At 72.4% G+C, this 17,844-nt stretch carries 16 protein-coding genes; 10 read left to right on the top strand and 6 right to left on the bottom strand.

The window, feature by feature from the left end; translation table 11 throughout:
• Positions 1-416 precede the first annotated feature (416 nt).
• The 5 genes from RWE79_RS09210 to RWE79_RS09190 are packed head-to-tail and all read right to left on the bottom strand — an operon-like array spanning position 417 to position 5,114.
• Entirely contained in the window at positions 417-1,106 is a 690-nt protein-coding gene (locus tag RWE79_RS09210; RefSeq protein WP_475939530.1) for an HAD family hydrolase, read from the bottom strand.
• A complete protein-coding gene (locus RWE79_RS09205; RefSeq protein ID WP_475939529.1) occupies positions 1,096-2,133 on the bottom strand; it encodes an ABC transporter ATP-binding protein in 1,038 nt (345 codons plus the stop codon). The genes RWE79_RS09210 and RWE79_RS09205 overlap by 11 nt, the downstream gene beginning before the upstream one ends.
• Entirely contained in the window at positions 2,130-3,002 is an 873-nt protein-coding gene (locus tag RWE79_RS09200; protein WP_475939528.1) for an ABC transporter permease, read from the bottom strand. The genes RWE79_RS09205 and RWE79_RS09200 overlap by 4 nt, the downstream gene beginning before the upstream one ends.
• Positions 2,990-3,931 carry an ABC transporter permease gene (locus RWE79_RS09195; protein WP_475939527.1) on the bottom strand — a complete coding sequence of 314 codons (942 nt, stop codon included), beginning with the start codon at positions 3,929-3,931 and terminating at the stop codon, positions 2,990-2,992. Before RWE79_RS09195 ends, RWE79_RS09200 begins: the two co-directional genes overlap by 13 nt.
• Positions 3,932-3,947: 16 nt before the next feature.
• Positions 3,948-5,114 carry an ABC transporter substrate-binding protein gene (locus RWE79_RS09190; protein ID WP_475939526.1) on the bottom strand — a complete coding sequence of 389 codons (1,167 nt, stop codon included), beginning with the start codon at positions 5,112-5,114 and terminating at the stop codon, positions 3,948-3,950.
• Positions 5,115-5,291: 177 nt separating this feature from the next.
• On the opposite strand from RWE79_RS09190, the gene RWE79_RS09185 reads away from it, so the two are divergent.
• The 10 genes from RWE79_RS09185 (at position 5,292) to RWE79_RS09140 (ending at position 16,834) form a co-directional block, all read left to right on the top strand.
• On the top strand, positions 5,292-6,140 hold the full coding sequence (locus RWE79_RS09185) for a GntR family transcriptional regulator (RefSeq protein WP_475939525.1): 849 nt from the start codon (positions 5,292-5,294) through the stop codon (positions 6,138-6,140).
• A 397-nt stretch (positions 6,141-6,537) separates the two neighbouring features.
• Complete coding sequence (locus RWE79_RS09180; RefSeq protein WP_475939524.1) at positions 6,538-8,532, top strand: FAD/NAD(P)-binding protein; 1,995 nt, start codon at positions 6,538-6,540, stop codon at positions 8,530-8,532.
• Between the two features lie 108 nt (positions 8,533-8,640).
• Positions 8,641-9,528 carry an amino acid ABC transporter permease gene (locus tag RWE79_RS09175; RefSeq protein WP_475939523.1) on the top strand — a complete coding sequence of 296 codons (888 nt, stop codon included), beginning with the start codon at positions 8,641-8,643 and terminating at the stop codon, positions 9,526-9,528.
• Positions 9,525-10,286, top strand: a complete 762-nt coding sequence (locus RWE79_RS09170; RefSeq protein WP_475939522.1) for an amino acid ABC transporter ATP-binding protein — start codon at positions 9,525-9,527, stop codon at positions 10,284-10,286. Before RWE79_RS09175 ends, RWE79_RS09170 begins: the two co-directional genes overlap by 4 nt.
• Before the next feature lie 100 nt (positions 10,287-10,386).
• Positions 10,387-11,355, top strand: a complete 969-nt coding sequence (locus RWE79_RS09165; RefSeq protein WP_475939521.1) for an ABC transporter substrate-binding protein — start codon at positions 10,387-10,389, stop codon at positions 11,353-11,355.
• Positions 11,356-11,373: 18 nt separating this feature from the next.
• The gene (locus tag RWE79_RS09160; RefSeq protein WP_475939520.1) at positions 11,374-12,462 is read left to right on the top strand and encodes an LLM class flavin-dependent oxidoreductase; all 1,089 of its coding nucleotides are present in this window, start codon (positions 11,374-11,376) and stop codon (positions 12,460-12,462) included.
• A 5-nt stretch (positions 12,463-12,467) separates the two neighbouring features.
• A complete protein-coding gene (locus RWE79_RS09155) occupies positions 12,468-13,226 on the top strand; it encodes a DUF1684 domain-containing protein (RefSeq protein WP_475939519.1) in 759 nt (252 codons plus the stop codon).
• Positions 13,227-13,601: 375 nt separating this feature from the next.
• Positions 13,602-14,672 carry a S1 family peptidase gene (locus RWE79_RS09150; protein WP_475939518.1) on the top strand — a complete coding sequence of 357 codons (1,071 nt, stop codon included), beginning with the start codon at positions 13,602-13,604 and terminating at the stop codon, positions 14,670-14,672.
• A 126-nt stretch (positions 14,673-14,798) separates the two neighbouring features.
• On the top strand, positions 14,799-15,764 hold the full coding sequence (locus RWE79_RS09145) for a helix-turn-helix transcriptional regulator (protein ID WP_475939517.1): 966 nt from the start codon (positions 14,799-14,801) through the stop codon (positions 15,762-15,764).
• A gap of 149 nt (positions 15,765-15,913) precedes the next feature.
• The gene (locus tag RWE79_RS09140) at positions 15,914-16,834 is read left to right on the top strand and encodes a slipin family protein (RefSeq protein WP_475939516.1); all 921 of its coding nucleotides are present in this window, start codon (positions 15,914-15,916) and stop codon (positions 16,832-16,834) included.
• Positions 16,835-16,878: 44 nt separating this feature from the next.
• Here the strand turns inward: RWE79_RS09140 and RWE79_RS09135 are convergent, their stop codons facing one another.
• The gene (locus tag RWE79_RS09135) at positions 16,879-17,694 is read right to left on the bottom strand and encodes a GNAT family N-acetyltransferase (protein WP_475939515.1); all 816 of its coding nucleotides are present in this window, start codon (positions 17,692-17,694) and stop codon (positions 16,879-16,881) included.
• Positions 17,695-17,844 lie beyond the last annotated feature (150 nt).

Genomic DNA, 17,844 nt, shown 5'->3' with positions numbered 1-17,844 from the left:
TCAAGCGCCCCTAGGAACAGTGTGGCTGATGACACGTCGGAATGATCGCGGGAGCGCTGCCCCTCGGGAGGGTGACGCGGCGCGGCCGTCCGGCCGTATGCCGTTCGCTGTCCGATTGTCGTAATCATCGTCTGGACCTCGCAGGTAGCCGAACCCGCCGTTCCCGGCAGGTAGAACAAGCCGATGATCTGCCGACCGTGGCCCGGGAGCCTCGTCGGCCTCTCCGCAGAGGCACGTCTTCCCCCGAACGGCCAAAGCACGTCAGCGAACACCGACTCGGACGGGCCGGCTCGCAGCACGCAGCGAGGACCCGTCCAAGAGCCGCGGCAGGAACGCGGCCTGACCACCAATTATGTCGGTGGGGTCGGACAGTCCCGCCGGTCCGTCCGCGGACCGTCGCGCTCGGCGGCCCGCGGTCAGCGGCGTTCGCGTTCGTCCCCCGGAGCCGGGGCGACCAGGGAGCGCAGCAGTTCGGGGTCGGCCTGGCGGAGGCTGTCGAGCAGGGTGCGCCCGGGCGCGGGGGCGATCGGCACGGCCGACGGCACGACCAGGACCGGGCAGCCCGCGGCCTCCGCCGAGGCGACCCCGGTCGGGGTGTCCTCGACGGCGACGCAGTGCGCCGGGTCCGCGCCGAGCAGCCGCACCGCCTCCAGATAGGGATCGGGGGCGGGCTTGGTGCGTACGGTGTCGTCGGCCGAGACCGACACCGTGAAGTACTCCCGCCCCAGGGCGTCCAGGACCAGGTCGGCGACCCGCCGCGGGGACGCGGTGACCAGGGCGGTGGTCACCCCGGCGGCCAGCAGCGCGTCCAGCAGGGCCACCGCGCCCGGCCGGGGCGCCACATCCCGGGCGACCAACTCGGCGAAGCGGGAGTCCAGTTGCTCGGCGAGATCCGGCGGGGCGGCGCCGGGGGCGAGCCGGGCGAGGTGGGAGGCGGTGTGGCCGACGGAACGGCCGAGGACGTCGGGGATGTCGGCGTCGGTCAGATCCAGGCCGAGCCGGGCCGCCGCCTCGGCCGCCGCCTGCCACCACACCCCCTCGGTGTCCACCAGGGTTCCGTCCATGTCGAACAGCACGGCGTCCAGCCGTACGGGCTCAGCGCGCACGGTCGTCCACGAGCACCGGGCGGTCCGGCAGGCCGGCCGTGACGGCCGCCCCGGCCGGGAGCTCGGCGGCGCGGTGGCTGGGCACATCGGCCTTGAGGGTGGTGCCGTCGGGCATGGCGAGGGTCAGCCGGGTGACGGAACCGTGGAAGGCGGCGGTGACGATCCGGGCGTCGCCGTCCACCACGACCTCCAGGGCCTCGGGGCGGACCAGGACGTCGACGTCCGTGTCCGCCCGGGCCTCGCCGCGCAGCGGCAGCCGCCGGCCCAGCACCTCCACCGTGCCGTCGGTGCCGGTCCGGCCGGGGATCCGGTTCATGGTGCCGACGAACTCGGCGACGAACGCGGTCGCCGGGGTGTCGTACAGCTCGGCGGGCGGCGCGCACTGCTCCAGGCGGCCGCCGTGCATGACGGCGACCCGGTCGGCGGTCGACAGCGCCTCCTCCTGGTCGTGGGTGACGAACAGGGTGGTGATGCCCAGCTCCAGCTGGAGCCGCCGGATCTCCTCCCGCAGGGCGACCCGCACCTTGGCGTCCAGCGCCGACAGCGGCTCGTCCAGCAGCAGCACCCGGGGCTCCAGCGCCAGTGCCCGGGCCAGCGCGATGCGCTGCTGCTGCCCCCCGGACAGCTGGTGCGGGAAGCGGTCGCCGTGGTCGGGCAGCCCCACCAGTTCCAGCAGTTCGCCCGCCCGTCTGCGGCGCTCCGCGGCTCCCGTGCCGCGCATGCGCAGGCCGAAGGCGACGTTGTCGCAGGCGCTGAGGTGCGGGAAGAGGCTGTACGACTGGAAGACCATTCCGGCGTTGCGGCGGTGCGCCGGAACGCCGGTGATGTCCTCGCCGTCGACCAGCACCTGGCCGGCGTCGGGCTGTTCGAAGCCGGCCAGGATCCGCAGGGCGGTGGTCTTGCCGCAGCCGGACGGGCCGAGCAGGGCGAGGAGTTCACCGGAGGCGACGTCGAGGTCCAGGCCGTCGAGGGCGACGGTGCTGCCGAAGACACGGCGCAGGCCGCGGAATGCGAGGGTGGCGGTCACGAGGTCGTCTCCTGCTTGCCGGAGTTCTTACGGGGGTTACGTACTCGGAGTGTGCCGCCGCGACCGGCGGCGGCCAGGGCCAGCAGCAGTACCCAGGTCAGCACCAGGCTCAGCACCGACACCGCCACCGACATCTGCGCCTGGCTGCCGCCGATGCCCACGATCCACACCGCGAACGGCGTGAAGCCGAGGATCGCGGCGGCCGTGTACTCGCCGAGCACCAGGGCCAGGGTCAGGAACGCGGTGTTCAGCAGCGCCCCGCGCAGATTCGGCAGCACGACCCGTACCACCGCGCGGGCCGGGCTCGCCCCGCAGCTGCGGGCCGCCTCGACCAGGGTGGCCAGGTCCAGGGCGCGCAGCCCGGCGTCGAGGGTGCGGTAGGCGAGCGGCAGCGCCATCAGCACGTACACCAGGACCAGGACCACCGGGAAGGAGGGGTTCTGGATCTGCAGGATGGTCTCGTAGAGCGGGGTGCGGGCCAGCTTGGTCGGTCCCCAGCGCAGCACCGAGACGAAGCCGGCGGTCAGCGCCACGGCGGGCACCACCAGCGGCAGCGAGCACACGATCTCGACGAGGGCGTGCAGCCGGGGAGCCGCCAGCCGGGTCGCGATCATCGCCGGGACGAGCAGGAGCAGCAGTACGGCGATGGTGGCGACGGCCAGTTCGAGGGTGAGCCGCAGGCTGGACAGGAAGCCGTCGGCGCCCAGGATGCCGGTGTAGGCGCCGAGGGTGAGGCCCTGGCCGGGCACGTCGACGGTGAAGACGACGGAGGCGGCGAGCGGGCCCAGGAAGTACAGCCCGGCGACGAGGGCGACGACGCCGCGCCAGTATCCGGGCCGGGCGCTCCGGCGGGTGGTCAGCGCAGCCATCGGGCGCTCCTTCGCTGCAGCGGGACGTAGACCGCCATCACCACGCCCGCGATCAGGATCATGTCCAGGCTCAGCGCGAGGGCGACGTTGCCCTGCCCGACCAGGACGTTGCCGGACAGCGCGTCGGCGATCTGCAGGGTGATCAGCGGCACCGAACTGCCGACCATGGCGGCGGCGGTGGCGTAGGCGGCGAAGGCGCTGCCGAAGAGCAGTACGAAGCCGCCGAGCAGGGACGGCGCGAGGACCGGCAGCGCCACATGCCGCCAGTACTGGCCGCCGGTCGCGCCGCAGTTGCGGGCGGCCTCGCGCCACTGGACGCGCAGGCCCTCCAGGGCGGGGGTGATGGTGAGCACCATCAGCGGGATCAGGAAGTAGAGGTAGACCAGGGTGAGGCCGGAGAAGGTGTACAGGCTCCAGCCGTGCTCGCCCAGGTGGAGGAGCCGGGTCAGCTCGCCGGCGTTGCCGAGGGTGGCGACGAAGGCGAACGCCAGTGGTACGCCGCCGAAGTTGGCCAGCACACCGGAGGCGGCGAGTACGGCCTCGCGCAGCGCGCGGAAGCGGGAGGTGACCACCGCCTGGGCGAGCGGCAGCCCGAGGACGACACCGAGCAGCGCGGTGAGCGCGGAGAGCTTGACGCTGCCCAGCAGGGCGGTCAGATAGGCGCCGTGCACCGACAGCGTCATGTTGTCGCCGGTCCAACCGGCGCCTCCGGGGGCGTCGTCGGAGGTGGTGAAGGCGCCGATGGCGATGGCGAGGGCGGGCAGGCCGAAGGCGACGGCGACGAACAGCAGCAGGGGCAGGACGGCGAGCCAGCCGCCGGGAGTGCGGCGGTGCCTGCGGGACGGGGGCGCGAGGGCCGCCCCGCTTCCGCCGCCGAGGTCATCGGCGGCGGAAGCGGGGGACGGCGTCGCGGCGGAGGCCGTGGTCATGGTGTGGGTCCGCGCCTCAGCCGGCCACGGCCTTGGACCAGCCCTCGGTCACGACCTTCTTGGCCTTGTCCTGCTGGGCCTCGGTCGGGAACTTCGCGGTGCCGGAGACGGTCGGGAGCTTGGCGGCGGCGGTGGCGTCGAGCGTGCCGGCGGTCTTGAGGGCGTCCATCAGGACCGGCCGGGCGTAGCCCTTGAGCCACAGGTTCTGGCCCTCGGCGCTGTAGAGGTACTCCTGCCACAGGCGGGCGGCGGCCGGGTGCGGGGCGTCCTTGTTGATGCCCTGCGAGTAGTACTGGGCGAACAGGCCGTCGGAGGGCACCGAGACCTTCCAGTCGACGCCCTTGCTCCTGAACTCGTCGGCGTAGCCCGCGTTGAGGTAGTCCCAGTCGATGCTGATCGGCGTCTCGCCCTTCTCGACGGTCGCCGGGGTGGACTCCACCGGGTTGTAGTTGCCGTTCTTCTTCAGCTTGCCGAAGAAGTCCAGGCCGGGCTGGATGTCGTCCAGGGAGCCGCCGTTGGCGAGCGCGGCGGCGTAGACCCCGCCGAAGGCGGAGCCGGACTTGGTCGGGTTGCCGTTGAGGGCGACCTGGCCCTTGTACTGCGGCTTGAGCAGGTCGGCGAAGGTCGTGGGACAGGTCCTGACTCTCTTGGCGTCGCAGCCGATCGAGATGTAGCCGCCGTAGTCGTTGTACCAGCGGGCCTTGCTGTCCTTCTGGGCGGCCGGGATCTTGTCGTAGTCCGCGACCTCGTACGGGGCCAGCAGGCCCTGGCTCGCGGCGCTCAGCGCGAAGGTGCTGCCGAGGTCGACGACGTCCGGGGCACGGTCCTGGCCCTTGCGGGAGGTGATGGCGTTGAGCTCGTCCTGGCTGGACCCGGACGGGTTCTCGCTGACCACCTTGATCCCGTACTTCTTCTTGAACCCGGCTATGACGGCGCCGTAGTTGGCCCAGTCCGGCGGCAGGGCGATGACGTGCAGGGTGCCCTCCTTCTTCGCCGCTTCGACGAGGGCCCGGAGGCCGCCGGCGTCCGCGGCGGAGGTCGCCTTCGCGGCGCTGCTGGTGGTGCCCGCGGTGCTGGGCGCGGAGCCGCAGGCGGTGAGAGTGAGGGCGGCGGCGGTGAGCGCGGCGCCGAGGACGGCGACGCGGGCGGCGACGAGGGCGGGGGCGGGCGACGGGTGGGCCACGGGGGTCTCCTGTACGAGCGGAGGACGGCTGGGAGAGGAGTAACACCAAGTTGGCTGTACAACTTAGGGACAGTACGACGGAGCATGGTGTCGCGGAAGTTAACAAAACGGGTTGGCCCGGGGTCGTCCACAGAAAAGATCCGGCCATGGGGCGACCGGGTAGGGTCGACGGCGCAGATGACCAGCAGAAAGGCGGGTGGAGTGGGAGTGGACGGCACCGGGCGGCCGGAAACGCCGCAGTCACCGCAGTCACCACAGTCACCGCAGCCGCAGCCGCCGTCGCCGTCGCCGCAGAGCCTGTACCGCAGGGTCGCGGCCGACCTCCGGGAGTCGATAGCGGCCGGAGCCTACGGATCGGGCGCCCGGCTGCCCGCCGAGGGAGCGATCGCCGCGCAGTACGGGGTCTCCCGGGGCACCGTCCGCCAGGCCCTCGCCCTGCTGCGCGCCGACGGCCTGGTCACCTCCCGCCGGGGCACCCGCCGGGTCGTTCTCGGGGCCGCCCGGGTGCAGAGCTTCGCCGAGCTGACCAGCTTCGCCCGCTGGGCCCGTTCCATCGGCGAGTCACCGGGCGGGCGCACCGTCTCCGTCGTACGGGAGCCCGGCGGGCCCCTGGAACGCGAGCAACTGCGCCTGGACGGCGGCGCGTACGTCTACCGGGTGCTGCGGCTGCGCACCCTGTCCGGGCGCCCGGTGATGGTCGAGCGCGCCGTGTACCCCGAATGGGTGGGGGAGCTGGTCGAACGCTTCGACCCCGATGCCGACTCGCACAGCGCGCTGCTGGAGGCCGAGGGCGTGCTCTTCACCGACGCCGACCACACCATCGATCTGGCCCCGGCCGACGCGGACGACGCCCGGCTGCTCGCCTGCGGGCTCGGCGACGCCCTGCTGCGCGAACGCCGGCGCTCGACGGACCCGGCCGGCCGGCCGGTGGAATGGTCGGACGACCGCTATCTGCCGGGGACGGTCGCCTTCACGGTGCACAACTCGACGGCGTCCACGGCACTTTCGCGGCGCACGTCGCAATAGGTCGTACGGGCGTACGGGTCGTACAGGTCGTACTGAGGGAGGGAGGGGTGGTACGTGTGTGAGGCAGGCGAGGCGGAGGAAGCCGTCAGCCGGCCCGGCGCGCGAAGGGCGCGGGGCGGCTATCGAGTCAGCGACAACACGACGACGACCACACTCGACCGAAGTCGATGTGGTCGCGGGTGACCAGCTGACAGGTACGCATGGCGACAGTGGAACAGCACGGACGCGCCCACGTCAACCACGTGAGACGGCAGGCTCAGCATGCGGACATGCTTGACAGCGGCCGATGTTCCGGGCTTAGCCTCATGGCAGGTCGCCACGGTGGCCCGCCGTGTTGAGGGACGCGGCTGTGTGCAGACAGGACCCGTGAACTTCCGCGTATCCACGGAGCCTCCGCATGTCCGCATCCCTGTCCGCCGCCGCGCTTTCCGCCGCGTCACCTCCTTCTTCTCGCTCTTCCGCGTCGTCCTCCCCGTCGTCGGCACCCTCGCTGGTGATCGTCGGCGCCGGCCCGCGCGGCACCGGTCTGCTGGAACGGATCGCCGCCAACGCCGCCGGGCTGTACGCCGGGGGCCGGCTGGACATCCATCTCGTGGACCCGTTCCCGCCGGGCGGCGGCCGGGTCTGGCGCGACGACCAGTCACCGCTGCTGTGGATGAACTCGATGGCCGAGGACGTCACGATGTTCACCGACGTGTCGGTGGAGGCCGAGGGGCCCATCCTGCCCGGCCCCTCGCTCGCCCAGTGGGCGGAGGGGATCAGGCGCGGGGAGTTCGCCGTGACCGGGCTCGACGGGCGACTGGAGGCCGAGGCCCGGGCCCTGACGGCGCAGAGCTTCGCGAGCCGGCGGCTGCAGAGCGCCTATCTGCGCTGGGTCCACGAGCGGACCACGGCCGCGCTGCCGCCCGGCATCACCGTGCGTCCGCATCCCCGGCGGGCGGTCCGGTTGACCGGGACCCGGGACGGCCGGCAGAGCGTGTGGCTGGAGGGGCGGCCGGAGCCGGTGACCGCGGACCTGGTGGTCCTGGCCCTGGGGCACCTGGACGCGGAGCCCGACGAGGAACAGCGAAGGCTCACGGAGTTCGCCGCCGAGCACCGACTGGTCCACCTGCCGCCGGAGTTCACCGCCGACAGCGACCTGTCGGTACTGGCGCCCGGCGAGCCGGTGATCGTCCGAGGCTTCGGACTGGCCTTCGTCGACCTGATGGTGCTGGTGACCGAGGGCCGAGGCGGGCACTACGACGAGGACGCCACCGGCGAGCCGGTCTACCGCCCGTCGGGCCGGGAGCCCGTGCTGTACGTGGGCTCACGGCGCGGAGTGCCCTACCACTCCAAGATCGGCTACGGGTGGCGCGGTGAACGCCCGCCGCTGCCCAGGTACTTCGGCCCCCCGCAGGTCGACGAGCTGCTGGCCCGGCCCGGACGGCCGGACTTCCGGCGGGACGTCTGGCCGCTGGTCGCCAAGGAACTGGGCTTCGCGCACTACCACCAGCTGTTCGCCGCCCATCCGGGACGTACGGCCCTGAGCTGGGCGGAGTTCGACGCCCGCTACGCCGCGGCCGGCCCCGGCAGCCCCGAACTGGCGGAGCTGGTCGCCGAGGCGGTACCGGACCCCGCCGACCGGCTGGATCTGACGGCCCTGGACCGGCCGCTGGCGGGGGTCCGCTTCACCGGCCCGGAGCAGTTGCAGGACGGCGTACGCGACCACATCAGGGCGGACCTCGCCCGAAGTCATGACCCGGCGCACAGCCCTGACCTGGCGGTGTTCCTCGGACTGCTGTCGGTGTACGGGCAGATGCTGCGGCTCGGCGATGTCGGGGAGTGGTGGCACGGCTTCTTCAGTTCGGTCGCCTCCGGCCCGCCCGGGCCCCGGCTGCGCCAGCTGCTCGCCCTGTCCCGGGCCGGGCTGGTGCGCTTCCTGGGACCGGACACCGTCGTCACGACGGACCCGGCGCGCGGAGTCTTCCGGGCGGACAGCCCGAGCGTGCCCGGCGCATCCGTGGAGGCGAAGGCCCTGGTGGAGGCCAGGCTGCCGGGACCGACCGTCCACCGTACGCGCGACCCGCTGCTGCGCTCGCTGCACGAGCGGCCCGGCGTGCCCGGCGGGGACAGCGGGCCCGGCGCGGGCAGCGGGGACGGGGCGGGCGTGAGCTCGACCGAGGCGGGCCTGCTGGCCGTCACCGCCGACGACGGCCGGATCATCGACCGCTCCGGCCGCCCGCACCCGCGCCGCTTCGCGCTCGGCCCGCACACCGACGCCCGTTCGGCGGGCGCCTTCACCCGCCCGGGCACCAACGGCCCGGCCTTCCGGCAGAACGACGCGACCGCCCGCGCCCTGCTGACCTTCCTCGGCGCCCTCTCCTCCTGTACGGACGCGCGGCTCAGCGCGTAACCGCCCGGCCGAGTCCGGCCCGCCCGGCCGGGCCGCCCGGCCCGGCCGCGCCCGACTGAGCACTTCCTTCCGTCTTCCGTCATCCCCCTCCCCTTTTGAGGTACCCCCATGTCGCTGACCAGTGATCCGCCCATCGGCAAGGCCCCACCCGCGGGCTCGGCCCCCGAGGACTACTCCGCCCTGAAAGTGGTGCCGACCCGGCATCCGGTGCGCTGGGCCGCGACCTTCGTCGTCGCCGTCCTGCTCGCCCAGTTCGTCCACGGCCTGGTCACCAACCCGGCCTGGGACTGGGAGACCTTCGGGCTCTACTTCTCCTCCGGGACGATCATCACCGCGCTGGGGGTGACCCTGGAACTGACCGTCTACGGCACGGTGATCGGCTTCGTGCTGGGCGTCGTACTGGCCTTCATGCGGCTGTCGAAGAGCCCGCTGCTGAAGGCGGTGGCCTTCGGCTACGTATGGGCGTTCCGCTCCATCCCGCTGATCGTCCAGGTCATCTTCTGGTTCAACCTCACCGTGCTGTACGAGCGGTTGAGCGTCGGCGTCCCCTTCGGGCCCGGCTTCCTCAGCTTCCGCACCCTGGACCTCGGGCCGCTGGGCGCCGCGGTGCTGGGGCTCTCGCTGCACCAGGCCGCGTACTTCGCGGAGATCGTGCGCGGCGGTGTGCTGTCGGTGGAGGGCGGCCAGCTGGAGGCGGCGGCCGCGCTCGGGATCCCCCGGCTGCGGCAGCTGCGGCGGATCGTGCTGCCGCAGGCGATGCGCTCGATCCTGCCCAGCGCCGCGAACGAGGTGATCTCGCTGTTCAAGGGGACCTCGATCGTCTCCGTCGTCGCGATCGGCGAGCTCTTCTACCAGGTCCAGGTGATCTACGGACGCAACGGGCGGGTCGTCCCGCTGCTGTTGGTGGCGACCTTCTGGTACATCGTCCTGACCTCGGTGCTGTCGGTCGCCCAGTACTACGTGGAACGCCACTTCGCGCGGGGAGTCCGGACATGAGCACGATCATCGACATCAGGGGCGTCCACAAGAGCTTCGGTTCGCTCGACGTCCTGCGGGGCGTGGACCTGCGGGTCGAGGCCGGTTCCGTCACCGTGATCCTGGGGCCCTCCGGCTCGGGCAAGTCCACGCTGCTGCGGACCATCAACCACCTGGAGAAGGTGGACCGGGGCTGGATCAGCGTCGACGGCCGGCTGGTGGGCTACCGCCGTTCCGGCGACAAGCTGTACGAGCTCAAGGAGCGCGAGGTCCTCAGGCAGCGCACCGGGATCGGTTTCGTCTTCCAGAACTTCAACCTCTTCCCGCACCTGACCGTGCTGGAGAACGTCGTGGAGGCCCCGGTCTCCGCGCTGAAGCGGCCGCGCAGGGAGGTGACCGAACTGGCGCTGGCGCTCCTGGACCGGGTCGGCCTCTCCGACAAGGCCGGCGAGTACCCGCGCCGGCTCTCCGGCGGCCAGCAGCAGCGGGTCGCCATCGCGCGGGCGCTGGCGCTGGAGCCGAAGGTGCTGCTCTTCGACGAGCCGACCTCGGCCCTCGACCCGGAGCTGGTGGGGGAGGTCCTCGACGTCATCAAGGACCTGGCCCACGGCGGCACCACCCTGATCGTCGTCACCCATGAGATCGGGTTCGCCCGGGAGGTGGCGGACACCGTCGTCTTCATGGACGGCGGCCGGATCGTCGAACAGGGCGCGCCCGGCGAGGTCTTCGACACCCCGCGTCACGACCGCACCAAGGCGTTTCTCTCCAAGGTCCTGTGACCTCTCTCCGGCGTCTCCCGATTTCCCGGCACCGGCAACACAACACAACACAACACAACACAACAAACACAACGCCCGCAAAGCACCCAGGAGTACCCACGTGAAGCTCAACGCCACCGCCCTCGTCCCGGCCGTCGCCCTGCTCGCCCTCACCGCCTGCGGCGGGAACACCGACGCGGCCGACCAGAAGGCGGCGAACACCACGGTCAAGGGCACCAAAATCAACCTCGGCCCGGACCAGCACCGGATCAGAGGCACCAAGGACGCCGCCATAGCCGCCGAAGTGCCGTCGAAGATCAGCGGCACCGGCACGCTCGTCATCGGGGGCACCGCCGGCACCGCCCCGCCGCTGGGCTTCTACGCCACCGACGACAAGACCCCGATCGGCATCGAGTACGACCTCGCGACGCTGGTCGCGGACACCCTCGGCCTCAAGCCGAAGTTCAACGTCACGTCCTGGGAGAACCTCTTCATCGGCCTGGACAGCGGCAAGAACGACGTCGCTCTCGCCAACGTCACCGTGACCGAGGAGCGCAAGGAGAAGTACGACTTCGCCACCTACCGGCTCGACAACCTCGCCTTCGAGGCCAGGAGCAGCGCCGACTGGAAGGTCACCGGCCCCAAGGACGTCGCGGGCCGCACCATCGGCGTCAGCTCCGGCACCAACCAGGAGAAGATCCTCGTGGAGTGGAGCAAGCAGGACGAGAAGGACGGCCTCAAGCCGGTCGACATCAAGTACTACAACAAGGCCTCCGACTACTACCTCGCCCTCGACTCCGGGCGGATCGACGCCTATCTCGGCCCGAACCCGACCTCCGCGTACCACGTCGCCGTCACCGGCAAGACAAAGATCGTCGGCACCTACTCGGGCGGCGGCAAGACCGTCCAGGGCAAGATCGCCGCGATCACCAAGAAGGACAACGGCCTGGTCAAGGCGTTGAACGACGCCCTGAACAAGGTCATCAAGGACGGTTCCTACGCCAAGGTCCTCAAGCGCTGGGGTCTGTCCAACGAGGCGGTCACCACGTCCGAGCTCAACCCGCAGGGCCTGCCCAAGACCAGCAGCTGACCCGGAGGCACCCACCCCATGCCCGCACCGACCCGCCCCCTGCACCTGGCCGTCGCCATCGACGGCCGGGTGCAGGGTGGCACCGAGCACCGCACGGCCTCCGCCTACGCCGAGTCCGTGCGGCTCGCCGAACGCGGCGTGCTGGACTTCGTCACCCTCGGCGATTCCCCCGCGCCCCCGGGGGACGGCGCCGGCCGCCTCGACGCGCCGGGCGTACTGGCCCGCATCGCCCCGCTGACCGACCGGATCGGCCTGGTGCCGACCGTCACGACCACGAACGCCGAGCCGTTCCGGGTCGCGGCCGCCGTCGCCGCCCTCGACCGGGTGAGCGGCGGCCGGGCCGGCTGGACGGTGGAGGTGTCCACCACCGGAGCCGGGTCCCGGACCGGGTCCCGGACCGGGTCCCGGACCGGGCCCCGCGACGGGCCCCGTGATGCCGGGCGCCGTCCCGCCGCCCCGGCCGAGGAGCTGTGGCGGGAGGCGGGCGAGGTCGCCGAGGCCGTCGCCCGGCTGTGGGACAACTGGGCGGACGGCTCCGGCGGCTCCGGCGCCGTTCCCCGGCCCCCGCAGGGCCACCCGGTCACCGCGGTGCGCGCCTCGACACCGCAGGCCTGCCGGGCGGCCGCCCGGTACGCCGACATCGCCTGGGTCCGCGCCACCGACCGGGCCTCGGCCGCCGCCGCCCGCGACGGGCTGCGGGCCTCCGCGGCCGCCGCCGGCCGTGACCCGGACACCCTGACCGTGCTGGCGGAGCTGACCGCCGACCTGGGCGGCGCCGAGTCCGGAGAGGCGCGCCCGGACCGTTCGGCCCGGTACACCGGCGGTCCGGTCGGGCTGGCCGAACTGATCGCCGACTGGCACGGATCGGGCGCCGTCGACGGCTTCCACATCCGCCCCGCCGAACCGCTCCGTGACCTGGAACGCCTGGTGAACGGAACCGTGGCGCTGCTCCAGCACCGCGGCCGGTTCCGCGGCTTCTACCCCGGTACGACGCTGCGTGAGCATCTGGGCCGGCCCCGCCCGGCCCACCGGTCGTTCCGACAGGAGTACGAGGGCCAGACGCCCCGTCACCGTCCCGGTCCGGCACAACCCGTGTGGAAGGCTTGAACACCATGAGTACTGATGCAGAACAGGCACAGCAGGAGTGGAAGGCCTGGCGCGAGCAGCGCGCCGAGGCGGTTTCCGCGCCGTACGGGCCGCTGGCCCTGACCGGCACCTTCTGGCTGGTCGACGCGGTGGACGGACGCATCGAGGGGGTGCCGGGCCACTGGGCCGAGGCCCCGGACGGCGACGCGGTCACCCTCACCACGGACACGGGGGAGCGGGTCGAGCTGCACCCGGACCAGGAGTACCGGCCGGAGGGCGACGACCGCAGGCTCGTGGTGATCCGCCGCGAGGGCCTGTGGGCGGTACGGATCTGGGACCCGGCGGCGCCCACCCGGCAGGCCTTCGCCGGGATCGAGGCCTTCGCGTACGACGAGCGCTGGGTGGTGCCGGCCGTCTTCCGCCGGTACGACACCACCCGCACCATCCAGGTGCCCAACGCCGACGGCGTACAGCGCGGGCTGGGCGTCGGCGGCGAGCTGTCCTTCACCGTCGGCGGCGCCGCGCACACGCTCACCGTGGCCGTCGAGTCCGACGGCGGGCTGTGGGGGGTGATCGCCGACGCGACCAGCGGTAAGGGCAGTTACCGCTTCCGGTTCATCCGGCCCGGGGTGCCGGAGGCCGACGGCTCGGTGGTGCTGGACCTCAACCGGGCCCTGCTGCCGCCCTGCGCCTTCTCCGACGGGTTCATCTGCCCGTTCCCGCCGCCGGGCAACACCCTGCCGTTCGCCGTCGAGGCGGGTGAGCGGCAGATCAGCACACTCTGACGCACCGTCAGCTGGCAGTGCCTCCGGGGATTCCGCTTTCCCCGCGGGCGCTGCCTGCTGACGGCGATGCGGCACCTTACGGCGGGTTACGGGAGTTTGCGAGGCCGAAAGCCGCCCTTGTGCCCCTGTGGGGCGTTCTGGATACTCCGCCCCAGCGCCCGGCCACCATGTGCGAGCGGCAACGGACGGACCCCGCCGCGCCGTTCCCGGCGGGTGTTTTCCGGCGGCCGGGCGCGGCGCCCTCTTGTGCGGGTGGAGCGGGCTCGCGATACTCCCGGGAGTGCTTGTCAGGGACATGACCTATGAGGCAAGTCTCTGCCTGCGCCTCACGGACCCGCACCCAAGGGACCTCTCCACCCCCACAGGAGGAAACAAGTGAGGATCACGCGCACCATCCCCCATACCGGTGTCGCGGCGAAAGCGCGGCTGATCGCCGTCGCCGCCACCGGCCTGCTGGCCGCCACCGCACTGGCCGCCCCCACCGCCGCCCAGGCCGCCCCCACGGTCAAGGCACGGGCGCAGTTCGCGGCCGACGTCACCACCTCGCTCGGCTCGGCGGCCACCGCCGGTTCGTACTACGACAGCACGTCCAAGTCCTTCGTCGTCAACATCACCGACGCCGCCGACGCCTCGGCCGTACGCGCCTCCGGCGCCGTCCCGAAGGTCGTCAAGTACAGCACCGCACACCTCAACAAGGCGGGGGCCGCCATGAAGGCCGCCGACATCGGCGGCACCTCCTGGGCCATCCACCCCACGACGGACCAGCTCGTCGTCACCGCCGACGCCTCGGTCAGCAAGGCCGAACTGGCCACGCTGAAGAAGGCCACCGCGTCCTACGGCAGCGCGGTCGTCGTCAAGCGCACCTCCGGCACCTTCAACAAGCTGATCACCGGTGGCGGCGCGATCTACGGTGGCGCGTACCGCTGCTCACTGGGATTCAACGTGGTCAGCGGAAGTACGTACTACTTCCTGACGGCCGGGCACTGCGGTGAGGTGGCGTCGACCTGGTACAGCAACTCGGGTCACACCACCACGCTGGGCACCAACGTCAGCTACAGCTTCCCGACCAACGACTACGCGCTGGTCAAGTACACCAACACCTCGGTCACCAAGACCGGCGGCGCCGGCAGCACCGACATCACCAGCTCGGCAGCCGCCTACGTCGGTGAGTCCGTGCTGCGCAGCGGCTCCACCACCGGCATCCACTCCGGCAAGGTCACCGCGCTCAACGCGACCGTCAACTACGGCAGCGGCGACATCGTCTACCAGATGATCGACACCACCGTCTGCGCGGAGGGCGGCGACTCCGGTGGCCCGCTCTACACCTCCGGTGGCATCGCGCTCGGCCTCACCTCCGGCGGCAGCGGTGACTGCACCTCCGGCGGCGAGACCTTCTTCCAGCCCGTCACCGAGGCGCTCAGCTACTACGGCGTGAGCGTCTTCTAGACCGATCGGCCACGCCCCCGGTTCCCACCCCCGGTCTTCGTCTCTCCGGCGGGTGGGGGCCGGGGGCCCGCCGTTCAGCGGTCATCGCGGTCAGTAGCTGTCCGCGAGCGATGCCAGACTTGGCCCATGCTGGAGACCTCGGCCCGTCTGCTGCGGCTGCTCTCCCTCCTCCAGTCCCGCCGTGACTGGACCGGCCCCGGGCTGGCGGAGCGGCTCGACGTGACCACCCGGACCGTACGACGCGACGTGGAGCGGCTGCGCACCCTCGGCTACCCGGTGCACGCCACCCCCGGCACGGCGGGCGGCTACCGGCTGGGCGCCGGCGCGGCACTGCCGCCGCTGCTGCTCGACGACGAGGAGGCGATAGCCGTCGCGCTGTGCCTGCGCACCGGCACCGACGGCAGCGTGGAGGGGACAGCCGAGACCTCGCTGCGCGCGCTGGCCAAGCTGGAGCAGGTGCTGCCCTCCCGGCTGCGCCACCGCGTCCAGGCCATGCAGGCCGTCGCCGTCTCCGGGCGCACCGCCCCGGCCGCCGTCGGCCAGGCCGTCCTCACCGTCATCGGCGCCGCCTGCCGCGACCGCGAACGGCTGCGCTTCGACTACCTCGACCACGGCGGCACCTCCAGCCGCCGCACCGTCGAGCCCTACCGCCTGGTCCACCACGCCGGCCGCTGGTACCTGCTCGCCTGGGACACCGACCGCGCCGACTGGCGCACCTTCCGCGTCGACCGCATGGACCCCAAGTCCCCGGCCGGCCCCCGCTTCGCCCTGCGCGAGCCGCCCATGGACGCCGCCGCCCACGTCGCACGCGGCGTCACCTCACGCGCGTACCGCTACCAGGCGGTGGCCACGCTGCGCACCGCCGCCGAGAACGTCGCGCAGTACACCTCCTCCGGTTTCGCCACCGTCGAGGCCGTCGACGACGGCACCTGCGTGCTGCGCACCGGCGCCGAGTCGCTGGACGCACTCGCGGTCTTCATCGGCATGCTGGGCGTGGACTTCGAGGTCCATCAGCCCCCCGAGCTCCGTGATCAGCCGCGGGTGGTCGCCGCCCGGCTGTCCAGGGCGGCGGAAGGGCTGCCGCGGAGCTGAACGGCCGGCCGAGGTGCGCCCGGCCGCCCCCGCGCAGGCCTGCCCGAGCCGCGCCCCGAGAGGTACCGTGGAATCACCGCTCCCGTGGTGTTCCCCCCGGGGGCACGGACTCGCGATGCCGCGCCCGGCGCGGACGGCAGGGGGCCGTGATGGTCGTGGAGTTGGTGGCAGCCGTGCTGTCCGCCGGCGCGGTCTACGCGCTCGCCGGCATGCGGGTTGTGCAGCAGTTCGAGCGGGGTGTGGTCTTCCGGCTGGGGAAGCTGAGGGCCGAGGTCCGCGCACCGGGCTTTACCATGATCATTCCGGGTGTCGACCGGCTCCGTAAGGTCAACCTGCAGATCGTGACGATGCCGGTGCCCGGTCAGGACGGCATCACCCGGGACAACGTCACGGTCAAGGTCGACGCCGTCGTCTACTTCAAGGTCGTCAACGCGGCGGACGCGGTCATCAACGTCGAGGACTACCGCTTCGCCGTCTCCCAGATGGCCCAGACCTCGCTGCGCTCGATCATCGGCAAGAGCGATCTGGACGATCTGCTCTCCAACCGCGAGAAGCTCAACCAGGGCCTGGAGCTGATGATCGACAGCCCGGCCATCGGATGGGGCGTGCAGATCGACCGGGTCGAGATCAAGGACGTCTCCCTCCCGGAGACCATGAAGCGGTCGATGGCCCGGCAGGCCGAGGCCGACCGTGAGCGCCGCGCCCGTGTCATCAACGCCGACGCGGAGCTGCAGGCGTCGAAGAAGCTCGCCGAAGCGGCGGGCGTGATGTCGGAGCAGCCCGCCGCGCTCCAGCTCCGCCTTCTCCAGACGGTCGTCGCCGTCGCCGCCGAGAAGAACTCGACCCTCGTCCTGCCCTTTCCCGTCGAGCTGCTGCGCTTCCTCGAACGCGCCTCGCCGGCGACCGCGCCGTCCGCGGCACCTCCCGCCGAGCCCGCTGCCCCGGCTGTCCCGTCGGCTCCCGCTGTTCCGTCCGCCCCGGCCGCCCCGGCTGTCCCGTCGGCTCCGGCCGCCGTCCGTCCGCCCGCCGTGGAGTCCGACGGAGAACAACGGCCCGAGCTGACCGAGTAGCGGCCCGCCCTCAGCCGACCCTCGGCCGAGCCCTCGGCTGGCCCTCAGCCGGCCGGCTGCCACAGGTACGGAGTCGTCGTCGTGACCGCGACCAGGCCCAGCCGGTTCAGGACCGGCCGGCTGTCCTCGCTCGCGTCCACCTGGAGCAGGCGGTGACCGCGCCGCGCCGCGAGCCCGGCCCGGTGGGTGACGATCGCCCGGTAGATGCCGCGGCCCCGCCAGGCGGCGAGCGTCGAACCGCCCCACAGGGACGCGAAGTCGGTGCCCTCGTGGAAACGGATCCACGCGGCGCACACCATCTCGGGAGGCGCCCCCGGCGACCGTGCCTCCGCCACCACGATCACGCAGGGGTCGCCCGGTCCGGCCAGCTCGGACTCCAGCGCGTCCGCCAGCCATGAGCGGTCCTCGCCCCACACGGCGGCCTCCATCTCCGCCAGCCGGTCGAGATCCGCCCGTGAGGTGATCTCGCGCAGCCGTACGCCCTCCGGCAGCACGGGCGGTGCCCCGGCGAGGGTGTCCACCGGCCCGGCCATCACCGTCTCCGGCTCGTCCGGGACGAAGCCGGCGGCGGTGAGCCGCCGCGGCAGGTCGGCCGGCAGGTCGTGGCCGTGGTGCTTCCACTCCACCGGCCGGCCGAGTGCGGCGAAGTGGTCCCGCTGCTCCGCGATGAGCGCGTCCAGCGCGGGGCCGTCGAGCCCGCCGAGGTCCCGGTACCCGATGAAGCCGGGCCCCGCCGGGAACTCCTGCCGGAGGAGGGGCCCGACGCGTTCCGCGCCGGGGACGAGCCGGGCCCGGATCTGGTCGTCGTACGCGGCGCGGTACTCCAGCGCCTGCGGTGTGAGTGCGGTGAGGTCTGTCATCGCGCGGCAGTCCATCACGGACGGGCGGCGCGGAGCCAGCGGATTGTACGCCGGTGGTGGCAAAAGCGGAACAGGGCCTTGCACTTGTCGTCCGATGGTGGGAATACTCATCGGCATTGCTTGGCGTGGACACGACTTTTTTCTGGTTTT

Source organism: Streptomyces sp. RLA131 (assembly GCF_056270125.1).
This window is presented reverse-complemented; position numbering and strand designations above follow the sequence as displayed.